Raw genomic sequence first — 22,687 nt, forward strand, 5'->3', positions numbered from 1 at the left:
TCATGGCTGAAGCCGAAAAAACTGTCCGTACGCTGACTGGCCGTGTTGTCAGCGACAAGATGGACAAAACCATCACCGTTCTGATCGAGCGTCGCGTTAAGCACCCGATCTACGGTAAATACGTTAAGCGTTCGACTAAGCTGCACGCGCACGACGAAACCAACCAGTGCCACATCGGCGACAAAGTCACTATTCGTGAAACTCGTCCGATGGCCAAGACCAAGTCTTGGGCGCTGGTTGATGTTCTCGAACGCGCTGTGGAAGTCTAAGGGCTAGGGGTCGGAGAAATTATATGATTCAGACTCAATCCATGCTCGATGTGGCCGATAACAGCGGCGCTCGCCGCGTTATGTGCATCAAGGTGCTGGGTGGCTCCCATCGTCGTTACGCTGGTATCGGTGACATCATCAAAGTTACCGTGAAGGAAGCAATTCCTCGCGGTAAGGTGAAAAAAGGCCAAGTGATGACTGCTGTTGTAGTCCGCACTCGTCACGGCGTACGTCGTGCTGATGGCTCCATTATCCGCTTTGATGGCAACGCTGCTGTTCTTCTGAACAACAAGCAAGAGCCGATCGGCACCCGTATCTTTGGGCCAGTGACCCGTGAGCTTCGTACTGAGAAGTTCATGAAGATCGTCTCGCTCGCCCCAGAAGTGCTGTAAGGAGATCCGACATGCAAAAGATTCGTCGTGACGACGAGATCATCGTGATCGCCGGCAAAGACAAAGGTAAGCGCGGTAAGGTGCTGAAGGTTCTTGCTGACAACCGTCTGGTTGTTGGTGGTCTGAACCTGGTCAAGCGTCATACCAAGCCTAACCCGATGTCGGGCGTACAGGGCGGTATCGTCGAGAAAGAAGCGCCACTGCACGCTTCCAACGTCGCCATCTTCAACGGCGAAACCAACAAGGCTGACCGCGTTGGTTTCAAAGTAGAAGACGGTAAGAAAATTCGTGTCTTCAAGTCGACCCAAAAAGCGGTTGATGCTTGAACACTGCTAGGTAGAAGACCATGGCACGACTAAAAGAGATTTACCGGAAGGAAATCGCTCCGAAACTTAAGGAAGAACTTAAGCTTTCGAACGTGATGGAAGTTCCGCGCGTTACCAAAATCACCCTGAACATGGGTCTGGGCGAAGCGATCGGCGACAAAAAAGTCATCGAGCACGCTGTTGCTGACCTGGAAAAGATCACCGGCCAGAAAGTCGTTGTGACCTACGCTCGCAAATCCATCGCTGGCTTTAAAGTCCGTGAAGGTTGGCCGATCGGCGTCAAAGTGACCCTGCGCCGTGAGCGTATGTACGAGTTCCTGGATCGTCTGCTGTCGATCTCCCTGCCTCGGGTTCGCGACTTCCGCGGCCTGAATGCCAAGTCCTTCGATGGTCGTGGCAACTACAGCATGGGCGTGAAAGAGCAGATCATTTTCCCGGAAATCGACTACGACAAGATCGATGCTCTCCGCGGTCTGGACATTACCCTGACCACCACTGCCAAGAACGATGATGAAGGCCGCGCTCTGCTGCGTGCTTTCAAATTCCCGTTCCGCAACTGATTGGAGTAGGAAAATGGCCAAGAAGAGCATGAAAAACCGTGAGCTGAAGCGTCAGCTCACCGTTGCCAAGTACGCCGTCAAGCGTGCAGCGCTGAAAGCTATCATCGTCGATCTGAACGCAAGTCCAGAAGCGCGTTGGGAAGCTACCGTAGCTCTGCAGAAGCAACCACGTGACGCAAGCGCTTCGCGCATGCGTAACCGTTGCCGTCTGACCGGTCGTCCGCACGGCGTTTACCGCAAGTTCGGCCTCGGCCGTAACAAACTGCGTGAAGCGGCAATGCGTGGTGACGTTCCAGGTCTGGTTAAAGCCAGCTGGTAATTGCTGTCAAAGCCTTGGTGGTCAGCGTCGCAAGAACCTGACCACCGGTGGCCTTGAACTTGAATCAAGCCCCTTTTGGGGCTTGATTCATTTCTGGGGTATGTCTAGAATGACCGGCTCGCCTGAGCCCGTGTTTTTTATGCCCGGAATTTCTCGGCGACAAGTAGTAGCCGCAAGGCTAATTTTTCTGTATTAGGAGCGTCTAGCCCATGAGTATGCAGGACCCGTTAGCGGACATGCTAACTCGAATCCGTAATGCCCAGATGGCTGAAAAGTCCGTCGTAAGCATGCCGTCTTCCACGTTGAAGGTGGCTGTAGCAAAAGTCCTGAAGGACGAAGGTTACATCGCGGGTTATCAGATCAGCAGCGAAACCAAACCACTGCTGTCCATCGAGCTGAAATACTTCGAAGGCCGTCCGGTCATCGAAGAAGTGAAGCGCGTTAGCCGTCCAGGCCTGCGTCAGTACAAGTCCGTCGAAGAACTGCCAAAAGTACGTGGCGGTCTCGGTGTGTCTATCGTCTCCACCAACAAGGGTGTGATGACTGATCGTGCTGCGCGCGCTGCCGGTGTCGGCGGCGAAGTTCTTTGCACTGTGTTCTAAGGGGGGATAAGCATGTCTCGCGTCGCTAAGAACCCCGTTAAGCTGCCAGCCGGTGTCGAAGTAAAATTCGCAGGCCAACAGCTTTCGGTGAAGGGTGCCAAGGGTACTCTTGAACTGAACGTCCATTCGTCCGTTGAAGTCGTTGAAGAGGCCGGTGAGCTGCGTTTTGCTGCTCGCAATGGCGATCAACAGACTCGCGCAATGGCCGGTACCACTCGTGCGTTGGTAAACAACATGGTCCAGGGCGTAAGCCAAGGCTTCGAGCGTAAGCTCCAGCTGGTCGGTGTTGGTTACAAAGCGCAAGCAAAAGGTCAGGTGCTGAACCTGGCTCTTGGCTTCTCGCACCCAGTGGATTACGAACTGCCGGAAGGCATCACCGCTGAGACTCCTAGCCAGACCGATATCCTGATCAAGGGCATCGACAAGCAGCTGGTAGGTCAAGTGGCCGCCGAGATCCGCGACTTCCGTCCACCAGAGCCGTACAAAGGCAAAGGTGTGCGCTACGCGGACGAAGTCGTCCGTCGTAAAGAAGCCAAGAAGAAGTAGGGCATAGCAAATGACCGACAAAAAAGTTACTCGACTGCGTCGCGCTCGCAAAGCACGCCTGAAAATGCACGAACTCGAAGTCGTGCGTCTCTGCGTGTTCCGCTCTTCGCAGCACATCTACGCCCAGGTCATTTCGGCCGACGGCAACAAAGTCCTGGCAAGCGCCTCGACTTTGGATAAAGAACTGCGTGATGGCGCCACTGGCAACATCGACGCGGCCACTAAGGTTGGCCAGCTGGTCGCTACGCGTGCTAAGGCCGCTGGCGTCTCGCAGGTGGCTTTCGACCGCTCTGGCTTCAAGTACCATGGCCGCGTTAAAGCGCTGGCTGATGCTGCTCGTGAAGCTGGGCTGGAGTTCTAAGTTATGTCAAATAACGACCAAAAGCGCGACGAAGGCTACATCGAGAAGCTGGTTCAAGTTAACCGCGTAGCCAAAACCGTAAAAGGCGGCCGTATCTTCACTTTCACCGCGTTGACCGTGGTTGGTGATGGTAAAGGGCGTGTTGGCTTCGGCCGTGGCAAGTCGCGTGAAGTGCCTGCTGCGATCCAGAAGGCAATGGAAGCTGCTCGCCGCAACATGATCCAGGTTGATCTGAACGGCACCACTCTGCAGTACGCAATGAAGTCTGCTCATGGCGCTTCGAAGGTGTACATGCAGCCTGCTTCTGAAGGTACCGGTATCATCGCTGGCGGCGCTATGCGTGCTGTCCTCGAAGTTGCTGGCGTTCAGAACGTTCTGGCCAAGTGCTACGGCTCGACTAACCCTGTAAACGTGGTTCACGCCACTTTCAAGGGTCTGAAGGCTATGCAGTCTCCTGAATCCATTGCAGCCAAACGTGGCCTGCGTGTTGAGGAGATCAAGTAATCATGGCTACCGTTAAAGTTACGCTGATCAAAAGCATGACCGGCCGCATCCCTAACCACAAACTGTGCGTTAAGGGTCTGGGTCTGCGTCGCATCGGTCACACTGTAGAAGTCCAGGATACTCCCGAGAATCGCGGGATGATCAACAAGGCTTACTACATGCTGCGTGTCGAGGGTTAATCGATGAAACTCAATGATCTGAGTCCAGCGCCGGGTTCCCGTCGCGAAAAGCATCGTCCGGGCCGTGGTATCGGTAGTGGTTTGGGTAAGACTGGTGGCCGTGGTCACAAAGGTCAGACTTCCCGCTCCGGTGGCACCATTGCTCCAGGCTTTGAAGGCGGTCAACAGCCGCTGCATCGTCGCCTGCCGAAGTTCGGTTTCGTTTCCCTGAAGGCCATGGATCGCGCAGAAGTGCGTCTGTCCGAGCTGGCTAAAGTGGAAGGCGACATCGTCACCGTGCAGTCCCTGAAAGATGCCAACGTGATCAACGTCAACGTACAGCGTGTGAAAATCATGCTGTCCGGTGAAGTGGCTCGCGCTGTCACTATCGGCAAGGGAATCGGCGCCACCAAAGGTGCGCGTGCGGCTATCGAAGCAGCTGGCGGCAAGTTCGAGGAATAAATGGCTAAGCAAGGTGCTCTCTCTGCGCTCGGCAAAGGCGGTATGTCTGAACTTTGGGCTCGTCTGCGTTTTCTGTTCCTGGCGATTATCGTCTACCGAATAGGCGCACACATCCCGGTTCCAGGTATCAACCCGGACCGACTCGCAGACCTGTTTCGACAGAATGAGGGGACCATTCTTAGCTTGTTCAACATGTTTTCCGGCGGCGCGCTGGAACGGATGAGCATCTTTGCGTTGGGGATCATGCCGTACATTTCGGCTTCGATCATCATGCAGTTGATGACCGCCGTCAGCCCGCAGCTGGAGCAGTTGAAGAAGGAAGGTGAAGCTGGCCGTCGCAAGATCAGCCAGTACACCCGCTACGGCACCGTCGTCCTGGCTCTCGTTCAGGCCATTGGCATGTCCATTGGTCTGGCGGGGCAGGGCGTTGCGTTCACTGGTGACTTTGGCTTCCATTTCGTCGCGGTCTCCACGTTTGTGGCTGGCGCGATGTTCATGATGTGGCTGGGTGAGCAGATTACTGAGCGTGGTGTAGGCAACGGTATCTCGATGTTGATTTTTTCGGGTATCGTCGCCGGTCTTCCGAGAGCAATCGGGCAGTCTTTCGAGTCTGCGCGTCAGGGCGATATCAACATCTTCGCTTTGGTTGCCATCGGTTTGCTGGCAGTAGCGATTATCGGTTTCGTGGTGTTCATTGAGCGTGGTCAGCGTCGTATCGCTGTTCACTACGCCAAGCGTCAGCAGGGCCGCAAGGTTTTTGCTGCGCAGACAAGCCACTTGCCGCTGAAGGTGAACATGGCCGGCGTTATTCCGGCTATTTTCGCGAGCAGCATTTTGCTGTTCCCGGCTTCGCTGGGTGCCTGGTTCGGTCAGTCTGAAGGTATGGGCTGGTTGCAGGACATCTCGCAGTCGATCGCTCCTGGTCAGCCGTTGAATATTCTGCTGTTTAGTGCAGGGATTATTTTCTTCTGCTTCTTCTATACGGCGTTGATGTTCAATCCGAAAGACGTAGCGGAAAACCTGAAGAAGTCCGGTGCCTTTATTCCGGGCATCCGTCCAGGTGAGCAGTCCGCGCGCTATATTGATGGCGTTTTGACTCGCTTGACCATGTTCGGTGCTCTTTACATGACGGCCGTGTGCTTGTTGCCCCAGTTCCTGGTGGTTGCAGCAAACGTTCCGTTCTACCTTGGCGGGACCTCGTTGCTGATCGTGGTCGTGGTTGTGATGGACTTCATGTCCCAAGTACAATCGCACCTCGTTTCGCACCAGTACGAATCCCTGATGAAGAAAGCCAACCTGAAGGGTTACGGCAGCGGCATGTTGCGCTGAGTACCCATAAGGTTCGAGGAGTTGGTGATGAAAGTTCGTGCATCGGTGAAAAAGCTGTGCCGTAACTGCAAGATTATTCGCCGCGAAGGTGTTGTTCGAGTAATTTGCAGCGCGGAACCGCGTCACAAACAGCGCCAAGGCTGAGTGTGATTGTGCTTCAAGCCCGGTAGCTAGTGCGCTACCGGGTTGATTATTTGTTATTACAGCGATATTATCTCGCGCCCTATTTCTTGGCTTCCGGGGCGTAGGTAGCTGTCAATTGGAGTCCCACTGAATGGCCCGTATTGCAGGCGTTAACATTCCAGATAACAAGCATACTGTTATCTCGCTGACCTACATCTATGGTGTTGGTCGCACTACTGCACAGAAGATCTGTGCAGAGACTGGGGTAAACCCAGCCGCAAAGATCAAGGATCTGAGCGACGAGCAGATTGAACAGCTGCGTGGCGAAGTGGCGAAGTTCACCACTGAAGGTGACCTGCGTCGCGAAATCAACATGAAAATCAAGCGCTTGATGGACCTCGGTTGCTATCGCGGTCTGCGTCATCGTCGTGGTCTGCCAGTACGCGGTCAGCGTACCAAGACCAACGCGCGTACCCGTAAAGGTCCGCGTAAGCCGATCCGCAAGTAATCGCCCCAGCGAATCGACAGGAATTTAATCATGGCAAAACCTGCTGCTCGTCCTCGTAAAAAAGTTAAAAAGACAGTGGTTGATGGCATCGCCCACATCCATGCCTCTTTTAACAACACCATCGTGACCATCACCGACCGTCAAGGTAACGCTCTTTCCTGGGCTACCTCCGGTGGTTCGGGTTTCCGCGGTTCTCGCAAGTCCACCCCGTTCGCTGCTCAAGTAGCTGCTGAACGTGCTGGTCAAGCTGCGCTGGAATACGGCCTGAAAAACCTCGACGTGAACGTCAAGGGCCCAGGTCCAGGTCGTGAATCCGCAGTCCGCGCTTTGAACGGCTGTGGCTACAAGATCGCCAGCATCACCGACGTGACGCCAATCCCGCACAACGGGTGCCGTCCGCCGAAGAAGCGCCGCGTGTAATCCAGGAGATTGTAAAGAATGGCTCGTTACATTGGTCCAAAATGCAAACTCGCTCGTCGCGAAGGCACCGATCTCTTCCTGAAGAGCGGCGTGCGCGCGATCGAATCGAAGTGCAACATTGAAGCAGCACCTGGTATCCACGGCCAACGCCGCGGTCGCCAGTCCGATTACGGCACCCAACTGCGCGAAAAGCAGAAGGTCCGTCGTATCTACGGCGTTCTCGAGCGTCAGTTCAGCGGCTACTACAAGGCTGCTGCCAGCAAGAAAGGTGCAACCGGTGAAAACCTGCTGCAACTGCTCGAATGCCGTCTGGACAACGTTGTATACCGTATGGGCTTCGGTTCGACTCGTGCCGAATCCCGTCAGCTGGTATCGCACAAGTCGATCAGCGTTAACGGTCAGACCGTAAACGTTCCGTCCTACCAGGTTCGTGCTGGTGACGTGGTTGCTGTTCGCGAGAAGGCAAAGAACCAACTTCGCATTGTCCAAGCTCTCGAGCTGTGCGCCCAACGTGGTCGCGTAGAATGGGTAGAGGTAGATGCTGAGAAGAAGTCGGGCGTTTTCAAGAACGTTCCTGCTCGCAGTGATCTGTCCGCCGACATCAACGAAAGCCTGATTGTCGAGCTCTACTCCAAGTAAGTAAGGGCTAGAAAATAGGTGCATCCATGCAGATTTCGGTAAATGAGTTCCTGACACCCCGCCACATTGATGTGCAGGTTGTCAGTCCAACCCGCGCCAAGATCACTCTCGAGCCTCTCGAGCGTGGTTTTGGCCACACCCTGGGCAACGCGCTGCGCCGCATCCTGTTGTCCTCAATGCCCGGCTGCGCAGTAGTCGAGGCCGAGATTGACGGTGTGCTCCACGAGTACAGCGCCATCGAAGGTGTACAGGAAGACGTAATTGAAATCCTGTTGAACCTTAAAGGTCTGGCCATCAAGCTGCACGGTCGTGACGAAGTTACGCTGACCTTGTCGAAGAAGGGTTCGGGGGTGGTTACCGCTGCCGATATTCAGCTGGATCATGATGTCGAGATCGTTAATCCCGATCACGTAATCGCTAACCTGGCGTCTAACGGCGCCCTGAACATGAAGCTCACCGTAGCTCGTGGTCGTGGTTATGAACCAGCCGACTCGCGTCAGAGCGATGAAGACGAAAGCCGCAGCATCGGTCGCTTGCAGCTCGACTCTTCGTTCAGCCCGGTTCGCCGTATCGCATATGTGGTGGAAAACGCCCGTGTCGAGCAGCGTACCAACCTGGACAAGCTGGTTATTGATCTGGAAACCAATGGTACTCTGGATCCTGAAGAGGCTATCCGCCGTGCTGCAACCATTCTGCAACAGCAGTTGGCTGCGTTCGTCGACCTCAAAGGTGACAGTGAGCCAGTGGTTGTCGAGCAGGAAGACGAGATCGATCCGATCCTGCTTCGCCCGGTTGACGATCTGGAACTGACTGTACGTTCGGCTAACTGCCTTAAGGCGGAAAACATCTACTACATCGGCGACCTGATTCAGCGTACCGAAGTAGAGCTGTTGAAGACTCCGAACCTGGGCAAGAAATCCTTGACTGAAATCAAGGACGTTCTGGCCTCCCGCGGTCTGTCCCTCGGCATGCGCCTCGACAACTGGCCGCCTGCAAGTCTTAAGAAGGACGACAAGGCGACTGCCTGATCGTCGTAATCACCGAACGTAGTGTTTGGTAAGGAATGAACCATGCGTCATCGTAAAAGTGGGCGTCACCTGAGCCGCACCAGCTCGCACCGCAAGGCCATGTTCCAGAACATGGCGGTGTCGCTGTTCGAGCACGAGCTGATCAAAACTACTCTGCCAAAAGCCAAAGAACTGCGCCGCGTTGCCGAGCCGCTGATCACTCTGGCCAAGACAGACAGCGTTGCTAACCGTCGTCTGGCTTTCGACCGTACTCGTTCGAAAGCTATCGTTGGTAAGCTCTTCAACGACCTGGGCAAGCGTTACGCTACCCGTGAGGGTGGCTACCTGCGCATCCTCAAGTGCGGTTTCCGCGCTGGCGACAACGCGCCTATGGCGTACGTCGAACTGGTTGATCGTGCTGTCGGCGGTGAAGCTGTATCCGCTGAGTAAGACATCAGTCTGAAACAAGGAACCGGGCCTAGTGCCCGGTTTTTTGTGCCTGTAAGAAATGCGCTGTTCGTACAAGCTTCTACGCTGTTTGGGTCTGCACTATGTGCGGGGATTTATCGTTAGTTTTTATCTATTGGTGACCATAAGTTAATGAATTTGTGGCTGTCATATTGATGATCGATACTCCCCAACAAGCCGATTAGCCGGCAGTTCAAGACCGATAGAGGAAGAAGTTCGCATGAGCCAGAACAAGACGCTTACGACCGCCAGTGGCGCACCTGTCGCCGATAACCAGAACTCTCGCTCCTCCGGCCCTCGTGGTCCGTTGTTGCTCGATGATTTCCACCTGATCGAGAAGCTTGCTCACTTCAACCGGGAAAACATTCCTGAACGTCGTGTACACGCCAAGGGTTCGGGCGCATACGGCACTTTCACGGTCACTCGCGACATTACGCAGTACACCAGCGCCAAGCTGTTCTCTGCTGTCGGCAAGCAGACGCCGACCTTCCTGCGTTTCTCCACGGTCGGTGGTGAGCGTGGTTCGGCCGATACCGAGCGCGATCCGCGTGGCTTCGCCCTCAAGTTCTACACCGAAGAAGGCAACTGGGACATCGTCGGCAACAACACGCCGGTGTTCTTCATTCGCGATCCGCTGAAATTTCCTGACTTTATCCACACCCAGAAACGCCTGCCGCAAAGCAACCTGAAAAGCGCGCAGATGATGTGGGACTTCTGGTCGCATTCGCCTGAAGCGCTGCACCAGGTCACGATCCTGTTCTCCGATCGCGGTATACCGGACGGCTATCGCCACATGCACGGCTTCGGCAGTCACACCTACAGCCTCATCAGCGCTCAAGGCGAGCGCCACTGGGTGAAGTGGCACTACAAGACCAAGCAAGGGATCAAGAACCTCGCGCCGGCAGACGCGGCACGTCTGGCAGGCACAGACCCGGACTACGCCCAGCGCGATCTGTTCGAAGCCATCGAGCGTGGTGACTTCCCGAAATGGAGCGTATGCATCCAGATCATGACCGAAGCCCAAGCCGCTGCGCACTATGAGAACCCGTTCGACGTGACCAAGACCTGGTCGCAAAAGGAGTTTCCACTGATCGAGGTGGGTGAGTTGGAGCTGAACCGTAATCCGCTCAACTACTTTGCCGAAGTTGAGCAAGCTGCGTTCGGCCCGAGCAACATGGTGCCTGGCGTAGGTCTGTCGCCAGATCGCATGCTGCAAGGTCGAGTATTCGCGTACGCCGATGCCCACCGCTACCGCGTAGGCACCAACCACCAGCAGCTGCCAGTTAACGCCCCGCGCAGCCCGGTGAATACTTACCAGCGCGACGGTTCTATGGCTTTTGGCAGCAATGGTGGCGCGGCGCCTAACTACGAGCCAAACAGCTACGTAGAGTCGCCGAAACAAGCGCCACATTATGCCGAGCCTGCGCTGGCCCTGAGTGGTGCGGCTGATCGCTACGATCACCGCGAAGACAGCGACTACTACAGCCACGCCGGTGCGCTGTTCCGTTTGATGAGCGACGAACAGAAAGCGTTGCTGGTCAGCAACATCGCCGGTGCGATGGGGGGTGTTTCGAGTGATGTGATCGACCGTCAGCTGCAGCATTTCTACAAGGCCGATCCGGCGTACGGAGAAGCAATCGCAAAGCTGCTCAACGTACAGCTTAACGAAGTCTAAACGAGAAGCAGAACCGCCCTCATTCGGGCGGTTTTTGCGTTATTTAGGCTGCTTTTCTCAGAATATCTTCGCTTTTATTGCGCGAAGTGAGTGACCTTCCAGTCAGGTTGGTTCAAACTACAGACTTTCAAGCAGGGAGATGTAGGGCGATGCAAGGCCACCCAGACGTTATCGATTACCTCAACACGTTGCTGACCGGCGAACTGGCCGCGCGTGACCAATATTTCGTTCACTCGCGGATGTATGAGGACTGGGGATTCACCAAGCTCTACGAACGAATCAACCACGAGATGGAAGAAGAGGCCGCTCATGCCGATGCGCTGATGCGCCGGATTCTGATGCTCGAAGGCACTCCGCGCATGCGCCCGGATGACCTGGATGTTGGTACCACGGTCGAGACCATGCTCGAAGCGGATCTGCGTCTTGAGTACAAGGTTCGTGCTGCACTGTGCAAGGGCATCGAGCTGTGTGAAAAGAATGGCGACTATGTAAGCCGCGATATCCTCAAGCTTCAGTTGCATGATACCGAAGAAGATCACACCTACTGGCTTGAGAAGCAGTTGGGACTGATCAAACTGATCGGTATCCAGAACTACCTGCAGTCTCACGCGTCCTGATTGCAGTCGATACAAAAAAGCCCCTGTCACTGACGAAGTGACAGGGGCTTTTTCATGTCCGGCAATCAGGCCCGATCGCGGATCAGCAGCGGCTTGAGGTAATGCCCGGTGTGAGATTGTTTCATCTCGGCCACTTCCTCCGGCGTACCGGTAGCGATGATCTGACCACCTTTCGAACCACCCTCGGGGCCAAGATCCACCAGCCAGTCGGCGGTTTTGATCACGTCGAGGTTGTGCTCGATCACCACCACGGTGTTGCCGTGGTCGCGCAGGCGATGCAGTACGTCGAGCAGTTGCTGGATATCCGCGAAGTGCAGGCCGGTGGTCGGCTCGTCGAGGATGTACAGGGTCTTGCCGGTATCGCGCTTGGACAGCTCGCGGGACAACTTGACCCGCTGCGCTTCACCACCGGAAAGCGTCGTGGCCGATTGTCCAAGCTTGATGTACGAAAGCCCCACATCCATCAGCGTTTGCAGCTTGCGCGCCAGCGCCGGCACCGCGTCGAAGAACTCTCGCGCTTCCTCGATGGTCATCTCGAGAGTTTCGTGGATGTTCTTGCCCTTATATTTGATCTCCAGGGTTTCGCGGTTGTAGCGCTTGCTCTTGCACACATCACACGGGACGTAGATGTCCGGCAGGAAGTGCATTTCCACCTTGATCAGACCGTCGCCCTGGCAGGCTTCGCAACGACCGCCCTTGACGTTGAACGAGAAGCGCCCCGGGCCGTAACCACGAGATCGGGATTCGGGCACACCGGCGAACAGTTCGCGAATCGGCGTGAACAGCCCGGTATAGGTCGCCGGGTTGGAACGTGGCGTACGACCGATCGGGCTCTGGTCGATGTCGACGACCTTGTCCAGATGCTCCAGGCCCTTGATGCTGTCATGAGCTGCCGCTTCCAGGGTGGTCGCGCCATTGAGTGCCGTGGCGCTCAAAGGGAACAGCGTGTTGTTGATCAACGTCGATTTGCCCGAGCCGGAGACACCGGTCACGCAGGTCAGCAAGCCGATCGGGATTTCCAGGTCGACGTTGCGCAGATTGTTGCCGCGCGCCCCCTTGAGCGACAGCACCTGCTTCTTGTTACGCGGCGTGCGCTTGGCCGGTACTTCGATCTTGACCCGGCCCGACAGGTATTTGCCGGTCAGCGAGTCCGGGTGCGCCATGACTTCGTCCGGCGTGCCTTCGGCGACGATCTGCCCGCCATGAACGCCGGCACCCGGGCCGATATCCACTACGTAGTCGGCCAAGCGGATCGCGTCTTCGTCATGCTCTACCACGATGACCGTGTTGCCTATGTCGCGCAGGTGTTTGAGGGTGCCGAGCAGGCGATCGTTGTCGCGCTGGTGCAGGCCAATGGACGGCTCGTCGAGGATGTACAGAACACCCACAAGGCCCGCGCCGATCTGGCTGGCCAGACGAATCCGCTGCGCTTCACCGCCAGACAACGTATCGGCACTGCGATCCAGCGACAGATAGTCCAGACCGACGTTGACCAGAAACTGCAGGCGCTCGCGAATTTCCTTGAGAATCTTGTCGGCGATTTCGCCACGGCGGCCGGTCATCTTCAGCGCGCCGAAGTAATCGCAGGCGTCGCCGATCGGCAGGTTGGTCACCGCCGGCAGGGTTTTTTCGCCGACCCACACGTGTCGCGCTTCGCGACGCAGGCGAGTGCCGCGGCAATCCGGGCACGACTGGGTGCTGAGGAACTTCGCCAGCTCTTCACGCACGCTCGCCGATTCGGTTTCGCGGTAGCGGCGTTCGAGATTCGGCACGATGCCTTCGAACGGGTGCGAGCGTTTGACGATGTCGCCCCGGTCGTTGAGGTATTTGAAATCGACGTTCTGCGAGCCACTGCCGTGCAGGATGTATTTCTGTTGATCGGCCGGCAGCTCGTTGAACGGCTGCTCCAGGCTGAAACCATAATGCGCGGCCAATGAGCCGAGCATCTGGAAGTAATAGACGTTGCGCCTGTCCCAGCCACGGATCGCGCCTTCGGCCAGGGTCAAATCACCGTTGACCAGTCGCTTGATGTCGAAAAACTGCTTCACTCCCAGACCGTCGCAGGTCGGGCAGGCGCCGGCCGGGTTGTTGAAGGAAAACAGCTTGGGTTCCAGCTCGCTGATTGCGTGGCCGCAGATCGGGCAGGCGAAGCGCGCGGAGAAGATCATCTCTTCGCCCGGCTCGTCGTCCATCGGCGCCACCAGGGCGATGCCGTCGGCCAGCTTCAGCGCGGTCTCGAAGGACTCCGCCAGACGCTGCTGCAGGTCGGCGCGAACCTTGAAGCGGTCGACCACCACTTCGATCGTATGCTTCTTCTGTTTATCCAGTTTCGGCAGTTCGTCCAGCTCGCAGAGCCGGCCATTGACCCGGGCCCGGACGAAGCCCTGGGCGCGCAGCTCTTCGAACACCGACAGGTGCTCGCCCTTGCGCTCGCGGATCACCGGCGCCAGCAGCATCAGCTTGCTGCCTTCCGGCTGGGCCAGTACCAGGTCGACCATCTGGCTGACAGTCTGTGCTTCCAGCGGAATGTCGTGATCCGGGCAGCGCGGCGTACCTACGCGGGCATAAAGCAGGCGCAGGTAGTCGTAGATTTCGGTGATGGTGCCGACCGTGGAGCGGGGGTTGTGCGAGGTCGACTTCTGTTCGATGGAGATCGCCGGCGACAGGCCTTCGATGGTGTCGACGTCGGGTTTTTCCATCATCGACAGGAACTGCCGGGCATAGGCCGACAGGGATTCGACATAGCGGCGCTGACCTTCGGCGTACAGCGTGTCGAAGGCCAGGGACGACTTGCCGGATCCGGACAGGCCGGTGATGACGATCAGTTTGTCCCGTGGCAGGGTCAGGTCGATGTTCTTCAGGTTGTGGGTGCGGGCCCCACGAATCAGGATCTTGTCCAAAATGGCCTCGCTCGGCGGGCGTCGAAAACACAGGAGTATACGGCCAAATACTGGATGGATGCACACTATCAAGTGAAGGGTTTTTTGCCCTACATGAAGAGAGTTTCATCTGTACGCGTCAAAGCGTCGCGATATACCCCGTCTCTCGATGGGACTGGTAGAATCGCCGCCGGTTCACACGAGGTTTTTCCATGCACGATCCCCACAGCGAACGCATGAGTGGCAGCGAGACCCGCGCGGCGAGCGGTCTGGCCCTGGTGTTCGCCTTCCGTATGCTTGGCATGTTCATGGTGTTGCCGGTACTGGCGACCTACGGCATGGATCTGGCGGGAGCGACCCCGGCCCTGATCGGGCTGGCGATCGGCGCTTACGGCCTGACCCAGGCGATTTTTCAGATTCCGTTCGGGATCATTTCCGACCGCATCGGCCGGCGTCCGGTGATTTACCTGGGGCTGATCGTCTTCGCCCTTGGCAGCGTGCTGGCGGCTCAGGCCGATTCGATCTGGGGCGTGATTGCCGGGCGGATCCTGCAGGGCGCCGGCGCTATTTCTGCGGCAGTCATGGCGTTGCTTTCCGACCTGACCCGCGAACAGCACCGCACCAAGGCCATGGCCATGATTGGCATGACCATCGGCCTGTCGTTCGCCGTAGCGATGGTGGTCGGCCCGCTGCTGACCCGTGCGTTCGGCTTGTCCGGTCTGTTTCTGGCTACGGGCGGCATGGCGCTGGTAGGGATCGTGATCGTGATGTTCATGGTGCCGAAATCCACCGGGCCGCTGAGCCACCGCGAGTCCGGCGTTGCACGTCAGGCGTTGATGCCGACGCTCAAGCACCCGGACCTGCTGCGGCTGGACCTGGGCATTTTTGTGTTACATGCGATGTTGATGTCGAGCTTCGTCGCACTGCCCCTGGCGCTGGTCGAAAAGGCCGGTCTGCCCAAGGAACAGCACTGGTGGGTCTACCTCACCGCGCTGCTGATTTCTTTCTTCGCCATGATTCCGTTCATTATCTACGGCGAGAAGAAACGCAAAATGAAACGAGTTTTGCTCGGTGCCGTGATGACGCTGATGCTGACTGAGCTATTCTTCTGGCAGTTCGGTGACAGCCTGCGGGCTCTGGTGATCGGGACGGTGGTGTTCTTCACCGCGTTCAATCTGCTGGAAGCATCGCTGCCGTCACTGATCAGCAAGGTTTCACCGGCAGGTGGCAAAGGCACGGCCATGGGCGTGTACTCCACCAGTCAGTTCCTCGGTTCGGCACTCGGCGGGATTCTCGGCGGCTGGATGTTCCAGCATGGCGGTCTGTCGGTTGTGTTCCTCGGATGTGCCGGGCTGGCTGCACTTTGGCTGGCCTTTGCTGTTACCATGCGCGAACCTCCCTACGTGACGAGCCTGCGCCTGCCGCTGTCGCCCGAAGCGATCCGCGAAGCGGGTCTGGTCGAGCGTCTCAAGGCCCTCGTAGGGGTAACTGATGCAGTGATAGTCGCTGATGAAGCGGCGATCTACATCAAACTGGACACCGAATTAATGGATCGCACCACTCTCGAACGCCTGGTGAACAACCCGGCGCAGACTGCGTGCGAAGCCTAGGAGAACGTTATGGCCCGTGGGGTTAACAAAGTCATTCTGGTCGGTACTTGCGGCCAGGATCCCGAAGTACGCTACCTGCCCAACGGTAACGCCGTGACCAACCTGAGTCTGGCGACCAGCGAGCAGTGGACCGACAAGCAGACCGGTCAGAAGGTCGAGAAGACCGAGTGGCACCGCGTATCGATGTTCGGTAAGGTTGCCGAAATCGCCGGCGAATACCTGCGCAAAGGTTCGCAGGTCTACATCGAAGGCAAGCTGCAGACCCGTGAGTGGGAAAAAGACGGTATCAAGCGTTACACCACCGAGATCGTGGTCGACATGCAAGGCACCATGCAACTGCTCGGCGGCCGTCCACAACAGGGCGACCAACAAGGCGGTGGCAACAACTATCAGCAGCAGGCGCCACGCCAACAGGCTCCGCGTCCGCAGCAGTCGGCACCTCAGCAGCGTTCGGCCCCGGCTCCACAGCAGGCCGCACCGCAACCGGCTCCGGATTTCGACAGCTTCGATGACGACATTCCGTTCTGATTCGCTGCTGTATCCGCGCTAAATAAAAAAGGCCCGTCGCTGAATGCGACGGGCCTTTTTCATGTGCGCGGGTTTTCAGTCAAGAATCAGATGCGGCAGGAACCGACTCGAATCCTTGGTGATCAGGCTGTTGTCTTCGCGCACGCCAATCCCCGCCGCCTGATCGCCGATCACCCAGGAGCCGATCAGCGTGTAGCTGTCGTCGAACTTCGGCAACGGGGCAAGTTCCTGAAGGATGAAGGGCGCGTCGGTGTAGGGCCCATCCTCTTTGACGATCAGGCCTTCGGCTGTCTGCAACTCGATGTTGGCGCCTTCCCGGGAGAAGTACGGTTTGCGTACCCAGCCCTTGGGCACCGCGCTGCCCGGGCTCGGGTCGAGGTGCGCAGCCAGCAGATTCGGGTGGCCTTTATGAAACTCCCATAGCAGGGGCAAGGCGCCCTTGTTGGAGAGAATGGATTTCCACGCCGGTTCGAAAAACTGGGTGTCGCATTCGGCGATTGCTGCGCCGAACGGTTCGTGGAAGATGAACTCCCAGGCGTGCAGTTTGAACAGGTGCGGGATCCAGCGATCCTCGAGATCCACGAAACGACCGTCAGCACTCAGGCCAATGTCTTCGATATCGATGTGCCGCGATTCGATGCCGACCTTTTCTGCGATCAGCCGCAGGTAATCCGTGGTGCCCTTGTCTTCGACCGAGTCTTTCATCGAGGCGAAGTAAAACGGCCGCGTGAGTTTCAGGTGGGCAAAGGCTTCGTGCAGCCGGGTGTCGATGCTGTTGAACTGGTCGGCATGGCGCGGCAGCATCCCGCGCTCGATGCATTGCTCCAGCCAGCCCCACTGGAACGCCGACGCTTCGTAAAGACTCGTGGGCGTGTCGTAGTTGAGCTCGAGCAGCTTCGCCGGGCCATTGCCGCTGTAGGAGAAGTCCATGCGCCCGTACAGATGCGGATGACCTTCCAGCCAGGACGTTCGGATCATGTCGTAGTACGACGCCGGAATGCTCAGGCGACCCAGCAGTTCTTCGCTGTGCACGACGCGGTCGACCAGGTCCATGCACATCTCGTGCAGCTCGGTGGTTGGATCCTCCAGATCGTTTTCGATCTGTGCGAGCGTGAACTGGTAATAGGCGCGCTCGTCCCAGTACGGCTCGTCGTCGATGGTATGAAACAGAAAGCCGAGGCTTTCGGCGGTCTGCTTCCAGTCGTGGCGCTCGGCGCAGTGGATCTTCTTCATGGTCAGCTGCTCGAACGGCCCCAGCCGCCCCAACCACTGCGTGCGCTGGACTGGCTGCCGAAGCCGCCACGGGAGGTGGACGCAGCGACGTTGACCGGTTTGCGGTAATCGCTGTCGTAGTCCCGCTGGCTGCGGCTCGGCGCCGATTCGATGCGACGGTTCAGCGTCGAGGTGTCGTAGGTCTGGCGGGTATTGCGCTCACGATAAACCGGCCGCGAGTCGATCGCGCGGTTGTTGCTCATGGCATTGCCGATCAGCCATCCGGTGAGCCAGCCGTTGCCTGCACCGCTGGACGAGTGCGAAGTGCTGGTCTGATTGCTCTGCACGGCGGCGGCGTCGCCGGCGGGCATCTGGGCATTGGCGATCGCATCGAGGTTCTGCGCCGGCTCACCGTCCTGCGGCACCTTGAAGCCGCCGAGTTTCGGCACGAAACGGCCGGCGGAATTTTTCTGACACCAGTCGGCGGCAAAGTCCGCGTCGCAGGCAGCCTTGTCGTCGTAGGCCGGGGAGATCCGCCGGTGTTCGGCCAGGGCGGCGACGTAGGCATTCGAGCAAACATCCGGCGCCACTTCGGCGTCGACGCATTGTTCGACGCTCTGGAAGTTGCGTTGCTGCTCCTGGGCGGCCACTTCAGCGGAAATCGCCAGGGCCACCGAAGCGGCCAGCGACAGTTGAACGTACTTGCTTCGTTTCATCTCAGGCTTCCTGCCGATCAGTAGGACGGGGTCATGCACGCGGCGTTGAGCATGCCGACGCTGATCGCAACTGCCGCCACATAGATGCCTGCGGCGATTTCACCGTTGGCGATGCGCTGTGACGTGCCTTTGAGCACCAGGCCGGTCGCCAGGAAGGCCAACAATTGCACCACGGCCGCGATCACCGCCCAGAGGACGAAGTCGAGGACGTTGATCGAATGAGCGATCACGTTGCTGGCCGGAATCGCGAAACCGATGATCGCGCCGGACAGGGCAATGGCGGCGGCGACGTTGCCGGAACGGATCAGCTCGAATTCCTTGTGCGGCGTGACGCGGGTGTAGACGAACTGAAACAGCATGAACAGCAGCACGGCGCCGATCAGGTAGGCGACGAAACCGACCAGTGCGGCTTTGTTCAGGGAAATGGACAACGCTTCCAGCATGGAAAAATTCCTTTTAGATGGTGCTCAAATCGGTGGTGTACAGCGAGATGCCCAGCGAGGTGCTCAGGCTGACGGTGCCTTCTTCGTCCTGTTCGACGGAGAACAGCAAGAGCTCGCGGCGATCGGTCAGGCCGGTCTCGCGGGCGTAGAGCATCGAGTGATGGTTGATGGTGTAGGACTCGTCCGGGTTGATCACCTGTTCGGTGAGCGGCACCAGTTCGGTCTGGCCGCGTTCGGTGCCCCATTCACGAGTGTATTCGACACCTTCGTGACGATAGGTCGGCAAGCCGATCTGACTGTTCGGGCCGGCCAGACGCTGCAATTCGGCGTCACTGTTGACCGTCACGTAGCTAACGTAGTTGAACAGCGTCACCGACTCGATCTGGTCATCACCGGTGACATGGATCTGTACCCAGAATTCTTCATCGTTCAGATAGTAGCGATGCAGTTTGTTCGACTGGCCGAGGTCGATCCAGCCGGCGCTCCAGATGGCCTGGGCGTCGGGAACCCGCACTGATGTGCTGCCGTCGAGCAACAGGCCGAGGGTCGTGTCGAAGCGGATCGCCTTGCCCTGCGCCAGTCCGAGCGGGCCGCCGGCAGACTCGGACGCCGGCGCGGCCGACTGCCAGTTGCTGGTGCCGAGCAAATCTTTGAACCATCCCATGGGTACATTCCTTGAAGCGGGTATCGATATTCGTTGGCAAAACGCCGCTAGTGTACCGGGCCGCGCGGCGAACGAGCAGGCAAAAAAGAAGGGCACCCGGTGCCCTTCTGTTTTTCTCGCCGCCGTTACTGGGCGGACTTCTGCTTCAGACGCTCGAGGATGGCGTTGGCGCTGCCTTCGTTCGGCGTGATGCCGGCTTCGCGCAGCTTGCGATCCAGGTCGTTGCCGGTCGAAGCATCGGCCAGCTCGTCGGCAGCGCTCAGCTCGGCAGCGCGTTGCTGCTGCTTGGCTTGCAGACGGTTCAGAGTACCGACAGCGGTTTCCAGCTTGCCGTTGGCGCCGCCGCTGGCGATCGAGGCGCTGACCTGCGCTTTCTGCACGCTCTCACGGGCCTTGGCCATGTCCACTTGCTGGCGCAGGCTCTTGATCCGCGCTTCGGCCTTGTTGATGTCCTTGCGCATGTTGTCGGCGTAGGTGCCGAACTCGTCGGTCTGCTTTTTCTCGACGCCCAGGTCGTTGGTCAGGGTCGAAATCGCTTCGGCCACTTCCAGCGCCAGGTCTTCACGGCCGGCGTTCAGGGCGGAAACGGCCTTGGCTTCCAGGTCCCCGATCTTGGCTTCGTACTCGCTCACGCGGTCGGCGGAGAGTTTGTGCTTGGCCATGATGGTGACCAGTTCGCGACGGGCATTGGACAGCGCGCTGTCGGCGTCACGGATTTCCTGATCGAGTATGCGCAGGGCCTGTTGGTCGGCGATCGCTTCGCCGACTTCGTTGGCGCCGCCGCGCAGCGCGGTGAACAACTTGCTCCAGATGGACTGAGTCATTGGATATTCCCTGTTGATTACTTGAAGAAGTGTTCGAAGGCTTCGCTGGCGCGCTGCACGTTGTCGACCAGGGTTTTCACCTCGGTGACCACGTTGGTCAGGCTCGAATCGGCACTCAGTGCGCCGAACATGTTGTAGACGGTCTGGCCGTTGGGCATGGTCTCGATGCCGATCGACGACAGCGGGAACATTTCCCGGCTGCGCAGTACGGCGTCGTTGAAGGCGCGCACATCGGTGATCGAATCGATGTCCACCAGCACGGTGTCGACGATGATCTGCTGACCGGCGAGGGCGATGTGAATCGGCAGACCGCCGAATTCGTTCATTTCCAGCTTGAGGCTGGGTTCGGAGCTCTGGATCAGAGACAGCGTGATCTCTTGCGAAGCCACCTCGTCCAGCGCCTTGAAAGCGTTGTAGAGGCTATCGATGTTCCAGTTGTTGCCTGCGCTCATGTAATTCTCCGACATGAAAGAGCCAGCCAGAATCGGTTGGCGTAGCTGTTGCTCCATTTGCTTGAGCAAGCTTCGGTTTTCCGGAAGCACCCAAGTTTCGTGTTTCACATAACCGGCGGCAGCCAGGCCCGCGCGCATCTGCTTCATGTAGAAGCTCGACGGTTTTTTCGCGGACGGTGTCGAGCGCACTCCCTTTGGGCTCTCTGACTTGGTGACAGGGGAGCGGCTTTTCATGGCGATGACTCCGTTATGAACATCTCACGCGTGAGCCACACTACAACCAAATCAAAGTGCCATCAATGGCTCACGCGTGAGATTTTGATGACACGCGAAAAAACGCCCGCAACGTGGCGGGCGCAGATTTTTCCGGGTGTGTCGGAGCAGGGCTTAGCGGCTGGCAGCGAGGAACTCGTCGGTGGATACCACGCTGGCATAGGCAAACCCCAGCGCCGACATGAACGCCGCATGCACGTGGGCGGCGGGCACGGTCAGACCGTTGAATTCCAGGTCACGGCTGGCGCAAGCATCGTGGATCACCGTAACGGTGTAACCCAGATCGGCCGCCGCGCGAGTAACGCCATCGACGCACATGTGGCTCATGCTGCCGACCACCACCAGCTCCTTGATGCCTTGCTCGTCGAGGATCGATTGCAGCTCGGTTTCGCGGAACGAGTTGACGAAGTGCTTGAGGACCACCGGCTCGTCGGCGCGGTTGAGCACTTTCGGATGCAGCTTGGCGCCCTCGGAGCCCGGAGTGAAAAACGGCGCCTCGGGCGAGGTGAATTCGTGGCGGATGTGCACCACCGAATCGCCGGCCTCGCGGAAGGCCGCGATCAACCGGGCGGCGTTGTCGGCGGCGGCGTCGGCACCGGCCAGCGGCCACTTGCCTTGGGGGAAGTAGTCGTTCTGGATATCGACTACGATGAGCGCTTGCTTGGCCATGGGTGTGTCCTCGAAGTGTGGGTGGGTGTGGGTTCAGTATTGGCGCTGGCCACGGTTTCGAGGATTGGCCGCACCGACAATACACAGGGGAAAACTGACAATGGGTGCAGAAAGGACCGTCGCGGAACTGGGCGTGCTGATGTATCCCGGCGCGCAAATGGCGGCGGTGCATGGCCTGACCGACCTGTTCGGGGTCGCCAACCGGATCGCCGCCGAACACCAGGCCACGCAATTGCCGCTGCTACGGATCAGCCACTGGCAGGTCGATGACGACCACCCGCCCGTGCGGGTTTACGACAGTCATCCCGGAGCCGACAACGGTTTGCTGGCGGTGTTGATCCCGCCGTCCATTGCCGGTTTTTCCGCGGCACAGATGCCTGCCGGGCTGCTGCCCTGGCTGCGTGAACAACATGCGCGTGGCGCGACGCTTGGCGGGGTGTGTGTCGGCTCGTGGCTGCTGGCGGAGAGCGGGTTGCTCGACGGTCGTAGCGCTACCACGCACTGGACCTCGGCCAAGGCTTTCGCCGAGTGTTACCCGAAGATCAGGCTCAAGGCCGACACGCCGATTGTCGACGACGGTGACCTGATTACCACGGCGGGGCTGATGGCCTGGTCAGAGCTTGGTTTGCGACTGGTGGACCGATTGCTCGGACCGAGCATCGCCAGCAGCACCGCGCGGTTTCTGGTGGTGGAACACAGCGACAGCGCGAGTGCCTGCGGCAGCAATTTCGCCCCGATCCTCAATCACGGCGACGCGGCGATTCTCAAGGTTCAGCACTGGCTGCAAGGCAACGGCGCGACCGATGTCTCGCTGACGGCGATGGCCGAACGTGCGGGCCTCGAAGAACGCACATTCCTGCGCCGTTTCCGCGCGGCGACCGGCCTCAAACCCACCGAATACTGCCAGCACCTGCGGGTCGGCAAGGCACGGGAGATGCTGGAGTTCACCAATGGCACCATCGACCACATCGCGTGGACGGTGGGTTATCAGGATCCGGGAGCCTTTCGCGCAACGTTCAAGAAAATCACCGGGCTGGCGCCGAGTGAATACCGCACGCGATTCGGCGTGAGTCCGCCGGCGGCCGTGGCGAAGTAAAACCCATCCGTCGTGCAGAATACCGGAGTCATCGAG

Annotated in this window: 31 protein-coding genes; 23 read left to right on the forward strand and 8 right to left on the reverse strand. The window is 58.3% G+C overall.

Annotation, left to right across the window (positions count from 1 at the left end; all coding sequences use genetic code 11):
- Window positions 1-2: 2 nt before the first annotated feature.
- The 20 genes from rpsQ (at window position 3) to bfr (ending at window position 11,285) form a co-directional block, all read left to right on the forward strand.
- Complete coding sequence (rpsQ, locus tag JKA62_RS24425; protein WP_003194644.1) at window positions 3-269, forward strand: 30S ribosomal protein S17; 267 nt, start codon at window positions 3-5, stop codon at window positions 267-269.
- Between the two features lie 23 nt (window positions 270-292).
- Window positions 293-661, forward strand: a complete 369-nt coding sequence (gene rplN / locus JKA62_RS24430; protein WP_002555479.1) for a 50S ribosomal protein L14 — start codon at window positions 293-295, stop codon at window positions 659-661.
- Between the two features lie 11 nt (window positions 662-672).
- Window positions 673-987 (forward strand): 50S ribosomal protein L24, encoded by a 315-nt coding sequence (gene rplX, locus JKA62_RS24435; protein ID WP_003186046.1) that lies wholly within the window; start codon window positions 673-675, stop codon window positions 985-987.
- Between the two features lie 20 nt (window positions 988-1,007).
- Entirely contained in the window at window positions 1,008-1,547 is a 540-nt protein-coding gene (gene rplE, locus JKA62_RS24440; RefSeq protein WP_003210069.1) for a 50S ribosomal protein L5, read from the forward strand.
- Window positions 1,548-1,560: 13 nt separating this feature from the next.
- Window positions 1,561-1,866, forward strand: coding sequence for a 30S ribosomal protein S14 (gene rpsN / locus JKA62_RS24445; protein ID WP_007955639.1), 306 nt, complete (start codon window positions 1,561-1,563; stop codon window positions 1,864-1,866).
- A 209-nt stretch (window positions 1,867-2,075) separates the two neighbouring features.
- Complete coding sequence (gene rpsH / locus JKA62_RS24450) at window positions 2,076-2,468, forward strand: 30S ribosomal protein S8 (protein ID WP_011336171.1); 393 nt, start codon at window positions 2,076-2,078, stop codon at window positions 2,466-2,468.
- A gap of 12 nt (window positions 2,469-2,480) precedes the next feature.
- The gene (gene rplF, locus JKA62_RS24455; RefSeq protein ID WP_011336170.1) at window positions 2,481-3,014 is read left to right on the forward strand and encodes a 50S ribosomal protein L6; all 534 of its coding nucleotides are present in this window, start codon (window positions 2,481-2,483) and stop codon (window positions 3,012-3,014) included.
- 10 nt (window positions 3,015-3,024) lie between these two features.
- Window positions 3,025-3,375 carry a 50S ribosomal protein L18 gene (gene rplR / locus JKA62_RS24460; RefSeq protein ID WP_003186037.1) on the forward strand — a complete coding sequence of 117 codons (351 nt, stop codon included), beginning with the start codon at window positions 3,025-3,027 and terminating at the stop codon, window positions 3,373-3,375.
- A 3-nt stretch (window positions 3,376-3,378) separates the two neighbouring features.
- Window positions 3,379-3,879, forward strand: a complete 501-nt coding sequence (rpsE, locus tag JKA62_RS24465; protein WP_007955637.1) for a 30S ribosomal protein S5 — start codon at window positions 3,379-3,381, stop codon at window positions 3,877-3,879.
- Window positions 3,880-3,881: 2 nt separating this feature from the next.
- Complete coding sequence (gene rpmD / locus JKA62_RS24470) at window positions 3,882-4,058, forward strand: 50S ribosomal protein L30 (RefSeq protein WP_003176408.1); 177 nt, start codon at window positions 3,882-3,884, stop codon at window positions 4,056-4,058.
- A 3-nt stretch (window positions 4,059-4,061) separates the two neighbouring features.
- Window positions 4,062-4,499, forward strand: a complete 438-nt coding sequence (rplO, locus tag JKA62_RS24475) for a 50S ribosomal protein L15 (protein WP_011336169.1) — start codon at window positions 4,062-4,064, stop codon at window positions 4,497-4,499.
- Window positions 4,500-5,828 carry a preprotein translocase subunit SecY gene (gene secY, locus JKA62_RS24480; protein ID WP_003228718.1) on the forward strand — a complete coding sequence of 443 codons (1,329 nt, stop codon included), beginning with the start codon at window positions 4,500-4,502 and terminating at the stop codon, window positions 5,826-5,828.
- Window positions 5,829-5,855: 27 nt separating this feature from the next.
- Window positions 5,856-5,972, forward strand: coding sequence for a 50S ribosomal protein L36 (rpmJ, locus tag JKA62_RS24485; RefSeq protein WP_002555468.1), 117 nt, complete (start codon window positions 5,856-5,858; stop codon window positions 5,970-5,972).
- Window positions 5,973-6,102: 130 nt separating this feature from the next.
- On the forward strand, window positions 6,103-6,459 hold the full coding sequence (gene rpsM, locus JKA62_RS24490) for a 30S ribosomal protein S13 (RefSeq protein WP_009045849.1): 357 nt from the start codon (window positions 6,103-6,105) through the stop codon (window positions 6,457-6,459).
- A gap of 30 nt (window positions 6,460-6,489) precedes the next feature.
- Window positions 6,490-6,879 (forward strand): 30S ribosomal protein S11, encoded by a 390-nt coding sequence (rpsK, locus tag JKA62_RS24495; RefSeq protein ID WP_002555466.1) that lies wholly within the window; start codon window positions 6,490-6,492, stop codon window positions 6,877-6,879.
- Between the two features lie 18 nt (window positions 6,880-6,897).
- Window positions 6,898-7,518 carry a 30S ribosomal protein S4 gene (gene rpsD, locus JKA62_RS24500; RefSeq protein ID WP_011336168.1) on the forward strand — a complete coding sequence of 207 codons (621 nt, stop codon included), beginning with the start codon at window positions 6,898-6,900 and terminating at the stop codon, window positions 7,516-7,518.
- Between the two features lie 26 nt (window positions 7,519-7,544).
- Entirely contained in the window at window positions 7,545-8,546 is a 1,002-nt protein-coding gene (locus JKA62_RS24505; protein ID WP_003186012.1) for a DNA-directed RNA polymerase subunit alpha, read from the forward strand.
- A 42-nt stretch (window positions 8,547-8,588) separates the two neighbouring features.
- Window positions 8,589-8,975, forward strand: a complete 387-nt coding sequence (gene rplQ, locus JKA62_RS24510; RefSeq protein WP_007955635.1) for a 50S ribosomal protein L17 — start codon at window positions 8,589-8,591, stop codon at window positions 8,973-8,975.
- A gap of 238 nt (window positions 8,976-9,213) precedes the next feature.
- Complete coding sequence (locus JKA62_RS24515) at window positions 9,214-10,668, forward strand: catalase (RefSeq protein ID WP_011336167.1); 1,455 nt, start codon at window positions 9,214-9,216, stop codon at window positions 10,666-10,668.
- Between the two features lie 149 nt (window positions 10,669-10,817).
- Window positions 10,818-11,285, forward strand: coding sequence for a bacterioferritin (gene bfr, locus JKA62_RS24520; protein ID WP_011336166.1), 468 nt, complete (start codon window positions 10,818-10,820; stop codon window positions 11,283-11,285).
- Between the two features lie 65 nt (window positions 11,286-11,350).
- Here bfr and uvrA read toward each other — a convergent pair whose 3' ends face one another.
- Window positions 11,351-14,185, reverse strand: coding sequence for an excinuclease ABC subunit UvrA (gene uvrA, locus JKA62_RS24525; protein WP_011336165.1), 2,835 nt, complete (start codon window positions 14,183-14,185; stop codon window positions 11,351-11,353).
- Window positions 14,186-14,376: 191 nt separating this feature from the next.
- Here uvrA and JKA62_RS24530 point away from each other — a divergent pair, with 191 nt between their 5' ends.
- Window positions 14,377-15,774, forward strand: a complete 1,398-nt coding sequence (locus JKA62_RS24530; RefSeq protein ID WP_007955631.1) for an MFS transporter — start codon at window positions 14,377-14,379, stop codon at window positions 15,772-15,774.
- A 9-nt stretch (window positions 15,775-15,783) separates the two neighbouring features.
- Window positions 15,784-16,302 carry a single-stranded DNA-binding protein gene (locus JKA62_RS24535; protein ID WP_003228709.1) on the forward strand — a complete coding sequence of 173 codons (519 nt, stop codon included), beginning with the start codon at window positions 15,784-15,786 and terminating at the stop codon, window positions 16,300-16,302.
- A 75-nt stretch (window positions 16,303-16,377) separates the two neighbouring features.
- Here the strand turns inward: JKA62_RS24535 and JKA62_RS24540 are convergent, their stop codons facing one another.
- From JKA62_RS24540 to JKA62_RS24570, 7 genes are all read right to left on the reverse strand, one after another.
- Window positions 16,378-17,535 carry a glutathionylspermidine synthase family protein gene (locus tag JKA62_RS24540; RefSeq protein ID WP_201819867.1) on the reverse strand — a complete coding sequence of 386 codons (1,158 nt, stop codon included), beginning with the start codon at window positions 17,533-17,535 and terminating at the stop codon, window positions 16,378-16,380.
- A gap of 2 nt (window positions 17,536-17,537) precedes the next feature.
- Entirely contained in the window at window positions 17,538-18,230 is a 693-nt protein-coding gene (locus JKA62_RS24545) for a DUF1190 domain-containing protein (RefSeq protein WP_011336163.1), read from the reverse strand.
- A 17-nt stretch (window positions 18,231-18,247) separates the two neighbouring features.
- Complete coding sequence (locus JKA62_RS24550; RefSeq protein ID WP_007955627.1) at window positions 18,248-18,673, reverse strand: DUF350 domain-containing protein; 426 nt, start codon at window positions 18,671-18,673, stop codon at window positions 18,248-18,250.
- A gap of 13 nt (window positions 18,674-18,686) precedes the next feature.
- Complete coding sequence (locus JKA62_RS24555) at window positions 18,687-19,337, reverse strand: DUF2491 family protein (RefSeq protein ID WP_011336162.1); 651 nt, start codon at window positions 19,335-19,337, stop codon at window positions 18,687-18,689.
- 125 nt (window positions 19,338-19,462) lie between these two features.
- Complete coding sequence (locus tag JKA62_RS24560; RefSeq protein ID WP_011336161.1) at window positions 19,463-20,161, reverse strand: PspA/IM30 family protein; 699 nt, start codon at window positions 20,159-20,161, stop codon at window positions 19,463-19,465.
- Window positions 20,162-20,178: 17 nt separating this feature from the next.
- Complete coding sequence (locus JKA62_RS24565; RefSeq protein ID WP_011336160.1) at window positions 20,179-20,847, reverse strand: YjfI family protein; 669 nt, start codon at window positions 20,845-20,847, stop codon at window positions 20,179-20,181.
- Between the two features lie 153 nt (window positions 20,848-21,000).
- Entirely contained in the window at window positions 21,001-21,555 is a 555-nt protein-coding gene (locus tag JKA62_RS24570; RefSeq protein WP_011336159.1) for a cysteine hydrolase family protein, read from the reverse strand.
- Between the two features lie 100 nt (window positions 21,556-21,655).
- Between JKA62_RS24570 and JKA62_RS24575 the strand changes: the two genes are divergently transcribed.
- Window positions 21,656-22,651, forward strand: a complete 996-nt coding sequence (locus tag JKA62_RS24575) for a GlxA family transcriptional regulator (protein WP_011336158.1) — start codon at window positions 21,656-21,658, stop codon at window positions 22,649-22,651.
- Window positions 22,652-22,687: the final 36 nt, after the last annotated feature.

Origin of the sequence: Pseudomonas sp. B7 (genome assembly GCF_016735645.1) — a bacterium.
Taxonomy (GTDB): Bacteria; Pseudomonadota; Gammaproteobacteria; order Pseudomonadales; family Pseudomonadaceae; genus Aquipseudomonas; species Aquipseudomonas glycinae.

Excerpts from the sequence above, each read along its gene's own strand:
- rpsQ (WP_003194644.1), top strand. The coding sequence starts at position 3 with ATGGCTGAAGCCGAAAAAACTGTCCGTACGCTGACTGGCCGTGTTGTC.
- rplN (WP_002555479.1), top strand. The coding sequence starts at position 293 with ATGATTCAGACTCAATCCATGCTCGATGTGGCCGATAACAGCGGCGCT.
- rplX (WP_003186046.1), top strand. The coding sequence starts at position 673 with ATGCAAAAGATTCGTCGTGACGACGAGATCATCGTGATCGCCGGCAAA.
- rplE (WP_003210069.1), top strand. The coding sequence starts at position 1,008 with ATGGCACGACTAAAAGAGATTTACCGGAAGGAAATCGCTCCGAAACTT.
- rpsN (WP_007955639.1), top strand. The coding sequence starts at position 1,561 with ATGGCCAAGAAGAGCATGAAAAACCGTGAGCTGAAGCGTCAGCTCACC.
- rpsH (WP_011336171.1), top strand. The coding sequence starts at position 2,076 with ATGAGTATGCAGGACCCGTTAGCGGACATGCTAACTCGAATCCGTAAT.
- rplF (WP_011336170.1), top strand. The coding sequence starts at position 2,481 with ATGTCTCGCGTCGCTAAGAACCCCGTTAAGCTGCCAGCCGGTGTCGAA.
- rplR (WP_003186037.1), top strand. The coding sequence starts at position 3,025 with ATGACCGACAAAAAAGTTACTCGACTGCGTCGCGCTCGCAAAGCACGC.
- rpsE (WP_007955637.1), top strand. The coding sequence starts at position 3,379 with ATGTCAAATAACGACCAAAAGCGCGACGAAGGCTACATCGAGAAGCTG.
- rpmD (WP_003176408.1), top strand. The coding sequence starts at position 3,882 with ATGGCTACCGTTAAAGTTACGCTGATCAAAAGCATGACCGGCCGCATC.
- rplO (WP_011336169.1), top strand. The coding sequence starts at position 4,062 with ATGAAACTCAATGATCTGAGTCCAGCGCCGGGTTCCCGTCGCGAAAAG.
- secY (WP_003228718.1), top strand. The coding sequence starts at position 4,500 with ATGGCTAAGCAAGGTGCTCTCTCTGCGCTCGGCAAAGGCGGTATGTCT.
- rpmJ (WP_002555468.1), top strand. The coding sequence starts at position 5,856 with ATGAAAGTTCGTGCATCGGTGAAAAAGCTGTGCCGTAACTGCAAGATT.
- rpsM (WP_009045849.1), top strand. The coding sequence starts at position 6,103 with ATGGCCCGTATTGCAGGCGTTAACATTCCAGATAACAAGCATACTGTT.
- rpsK (WP_002555466.1), top strand. The coding sequence starts at position 6,490 with ATGGCAAAACCTGCTGCTCGTCCTCGTAAAAAAGTTAAAAAGACAGTG.
- rpsD (WP_011336168.1), top strand. The coding sequence starts at position 6,898 with ATGGCTCGTTACATTGGTCCAAAATGCAAACTCGCTCGTCGCGAAGGC.
- JKA62_RS24505 (WP_003186012.1), top strand. The coding sequence starts at position 7,545 with ATGCAGATTTCGGTAAATGAGTTCCTGACACCCCGCCACATTGATGTG.
- rplQ (WP_007955635.1), top strand. The coding sequence starts at position 8,589 with ATGCGTCATCGTAAAAGTGGGCGTCACCTGAGCCGCACCAGCTCGCAC.
- JKA62_RS24515 (WP_011336167.1), top strand. The coding sequence starts at position 9,214 with ATGAGCCAGAACAAGACGCTTACGACCGCCAGTGGCGCACCTGTCGCC.
- bfr (WP_011336166.1), top strand. The coding sequence starts at position 10,818 with ATGCAAGGCCACCCAGACGTTATCGATTACCTCAACACGTTGCTGACC.
- JKA62_RS24530 (WP_007955631.1), top strand. The coding sequence starts at position 14,377 with ATGCACGATCCCCACAGCGAACGCATGAGTGGCAGCGAGACCCGCGCG.
- JKA62_RS24535 (WP_003228709.1), top strand. The coding sequence starts at position 15,784 with ATGGCCCGTGGGGTTAACAAAGTCATTCTGGTCGGTACTTGCGGCCAG.
- JKA62_RS24540 (WP_201819867.1), bottom strand. The coding sequence starts at position 17,535 with ATGAAGAAGATCCACTGCGCCGAGCGCCACGACTGGAAGCAGACCGCC.
- JKA62_RS24545 (WP_011336163.1), bottom strand. The coding sequence starts at position 18,230 with ATGAAACGAAGCAAGTACGTTCAACTGTCGCTGGCCGCTTCGGTGGCC.
- JKA62_RS24550 (WP_007955627.1), bottom strand. The coding sequence starts at position 18,673 with ATGCTGGAAGCGTTGTCCATTTCCCTGAACAAAGCCGCACTGGTCGGT.
- JKA62_RS24555 (WP_011336162.1), bottom strand. The coding sequence starts at position 19,337 with ATGGGATGGTTCAAAGATTTGCTCGGCACCAGCAACTGGCAGTCGGCC.
- JKA62_RS24560 (WP_011336161.1), bottom strand. The coding sequence starts at position 20,161 with ATGACTCAGTCCATCTGGAGCAAGTTGTTCACCGCGCTGCGCGGCGGC.
- JKA62_RS24565 (WP_011336160.1), bottom strand. The coding sequence starts at position 20,847 with ATGAAAAGCCGCTCCCCTGTCACCAAGTCAGAGAGCCCAAAGGGAGTG.
- JKA62_RS24570 (WP_011336159.1), bottom strand. The coding sequence starts at position 21,555 with ATGGCCAAGCAAGCGCTCATCGTAGTCGATATCCAGAACGACTACTTC.
- JKA62_RS24575 (WP_011336158.1), top strand. The coding sequence starts at position 21,656 with ATGGGTGCAGAAAGGACCGTCGCGGAACTGGGCGTGCTGATGTATCCC.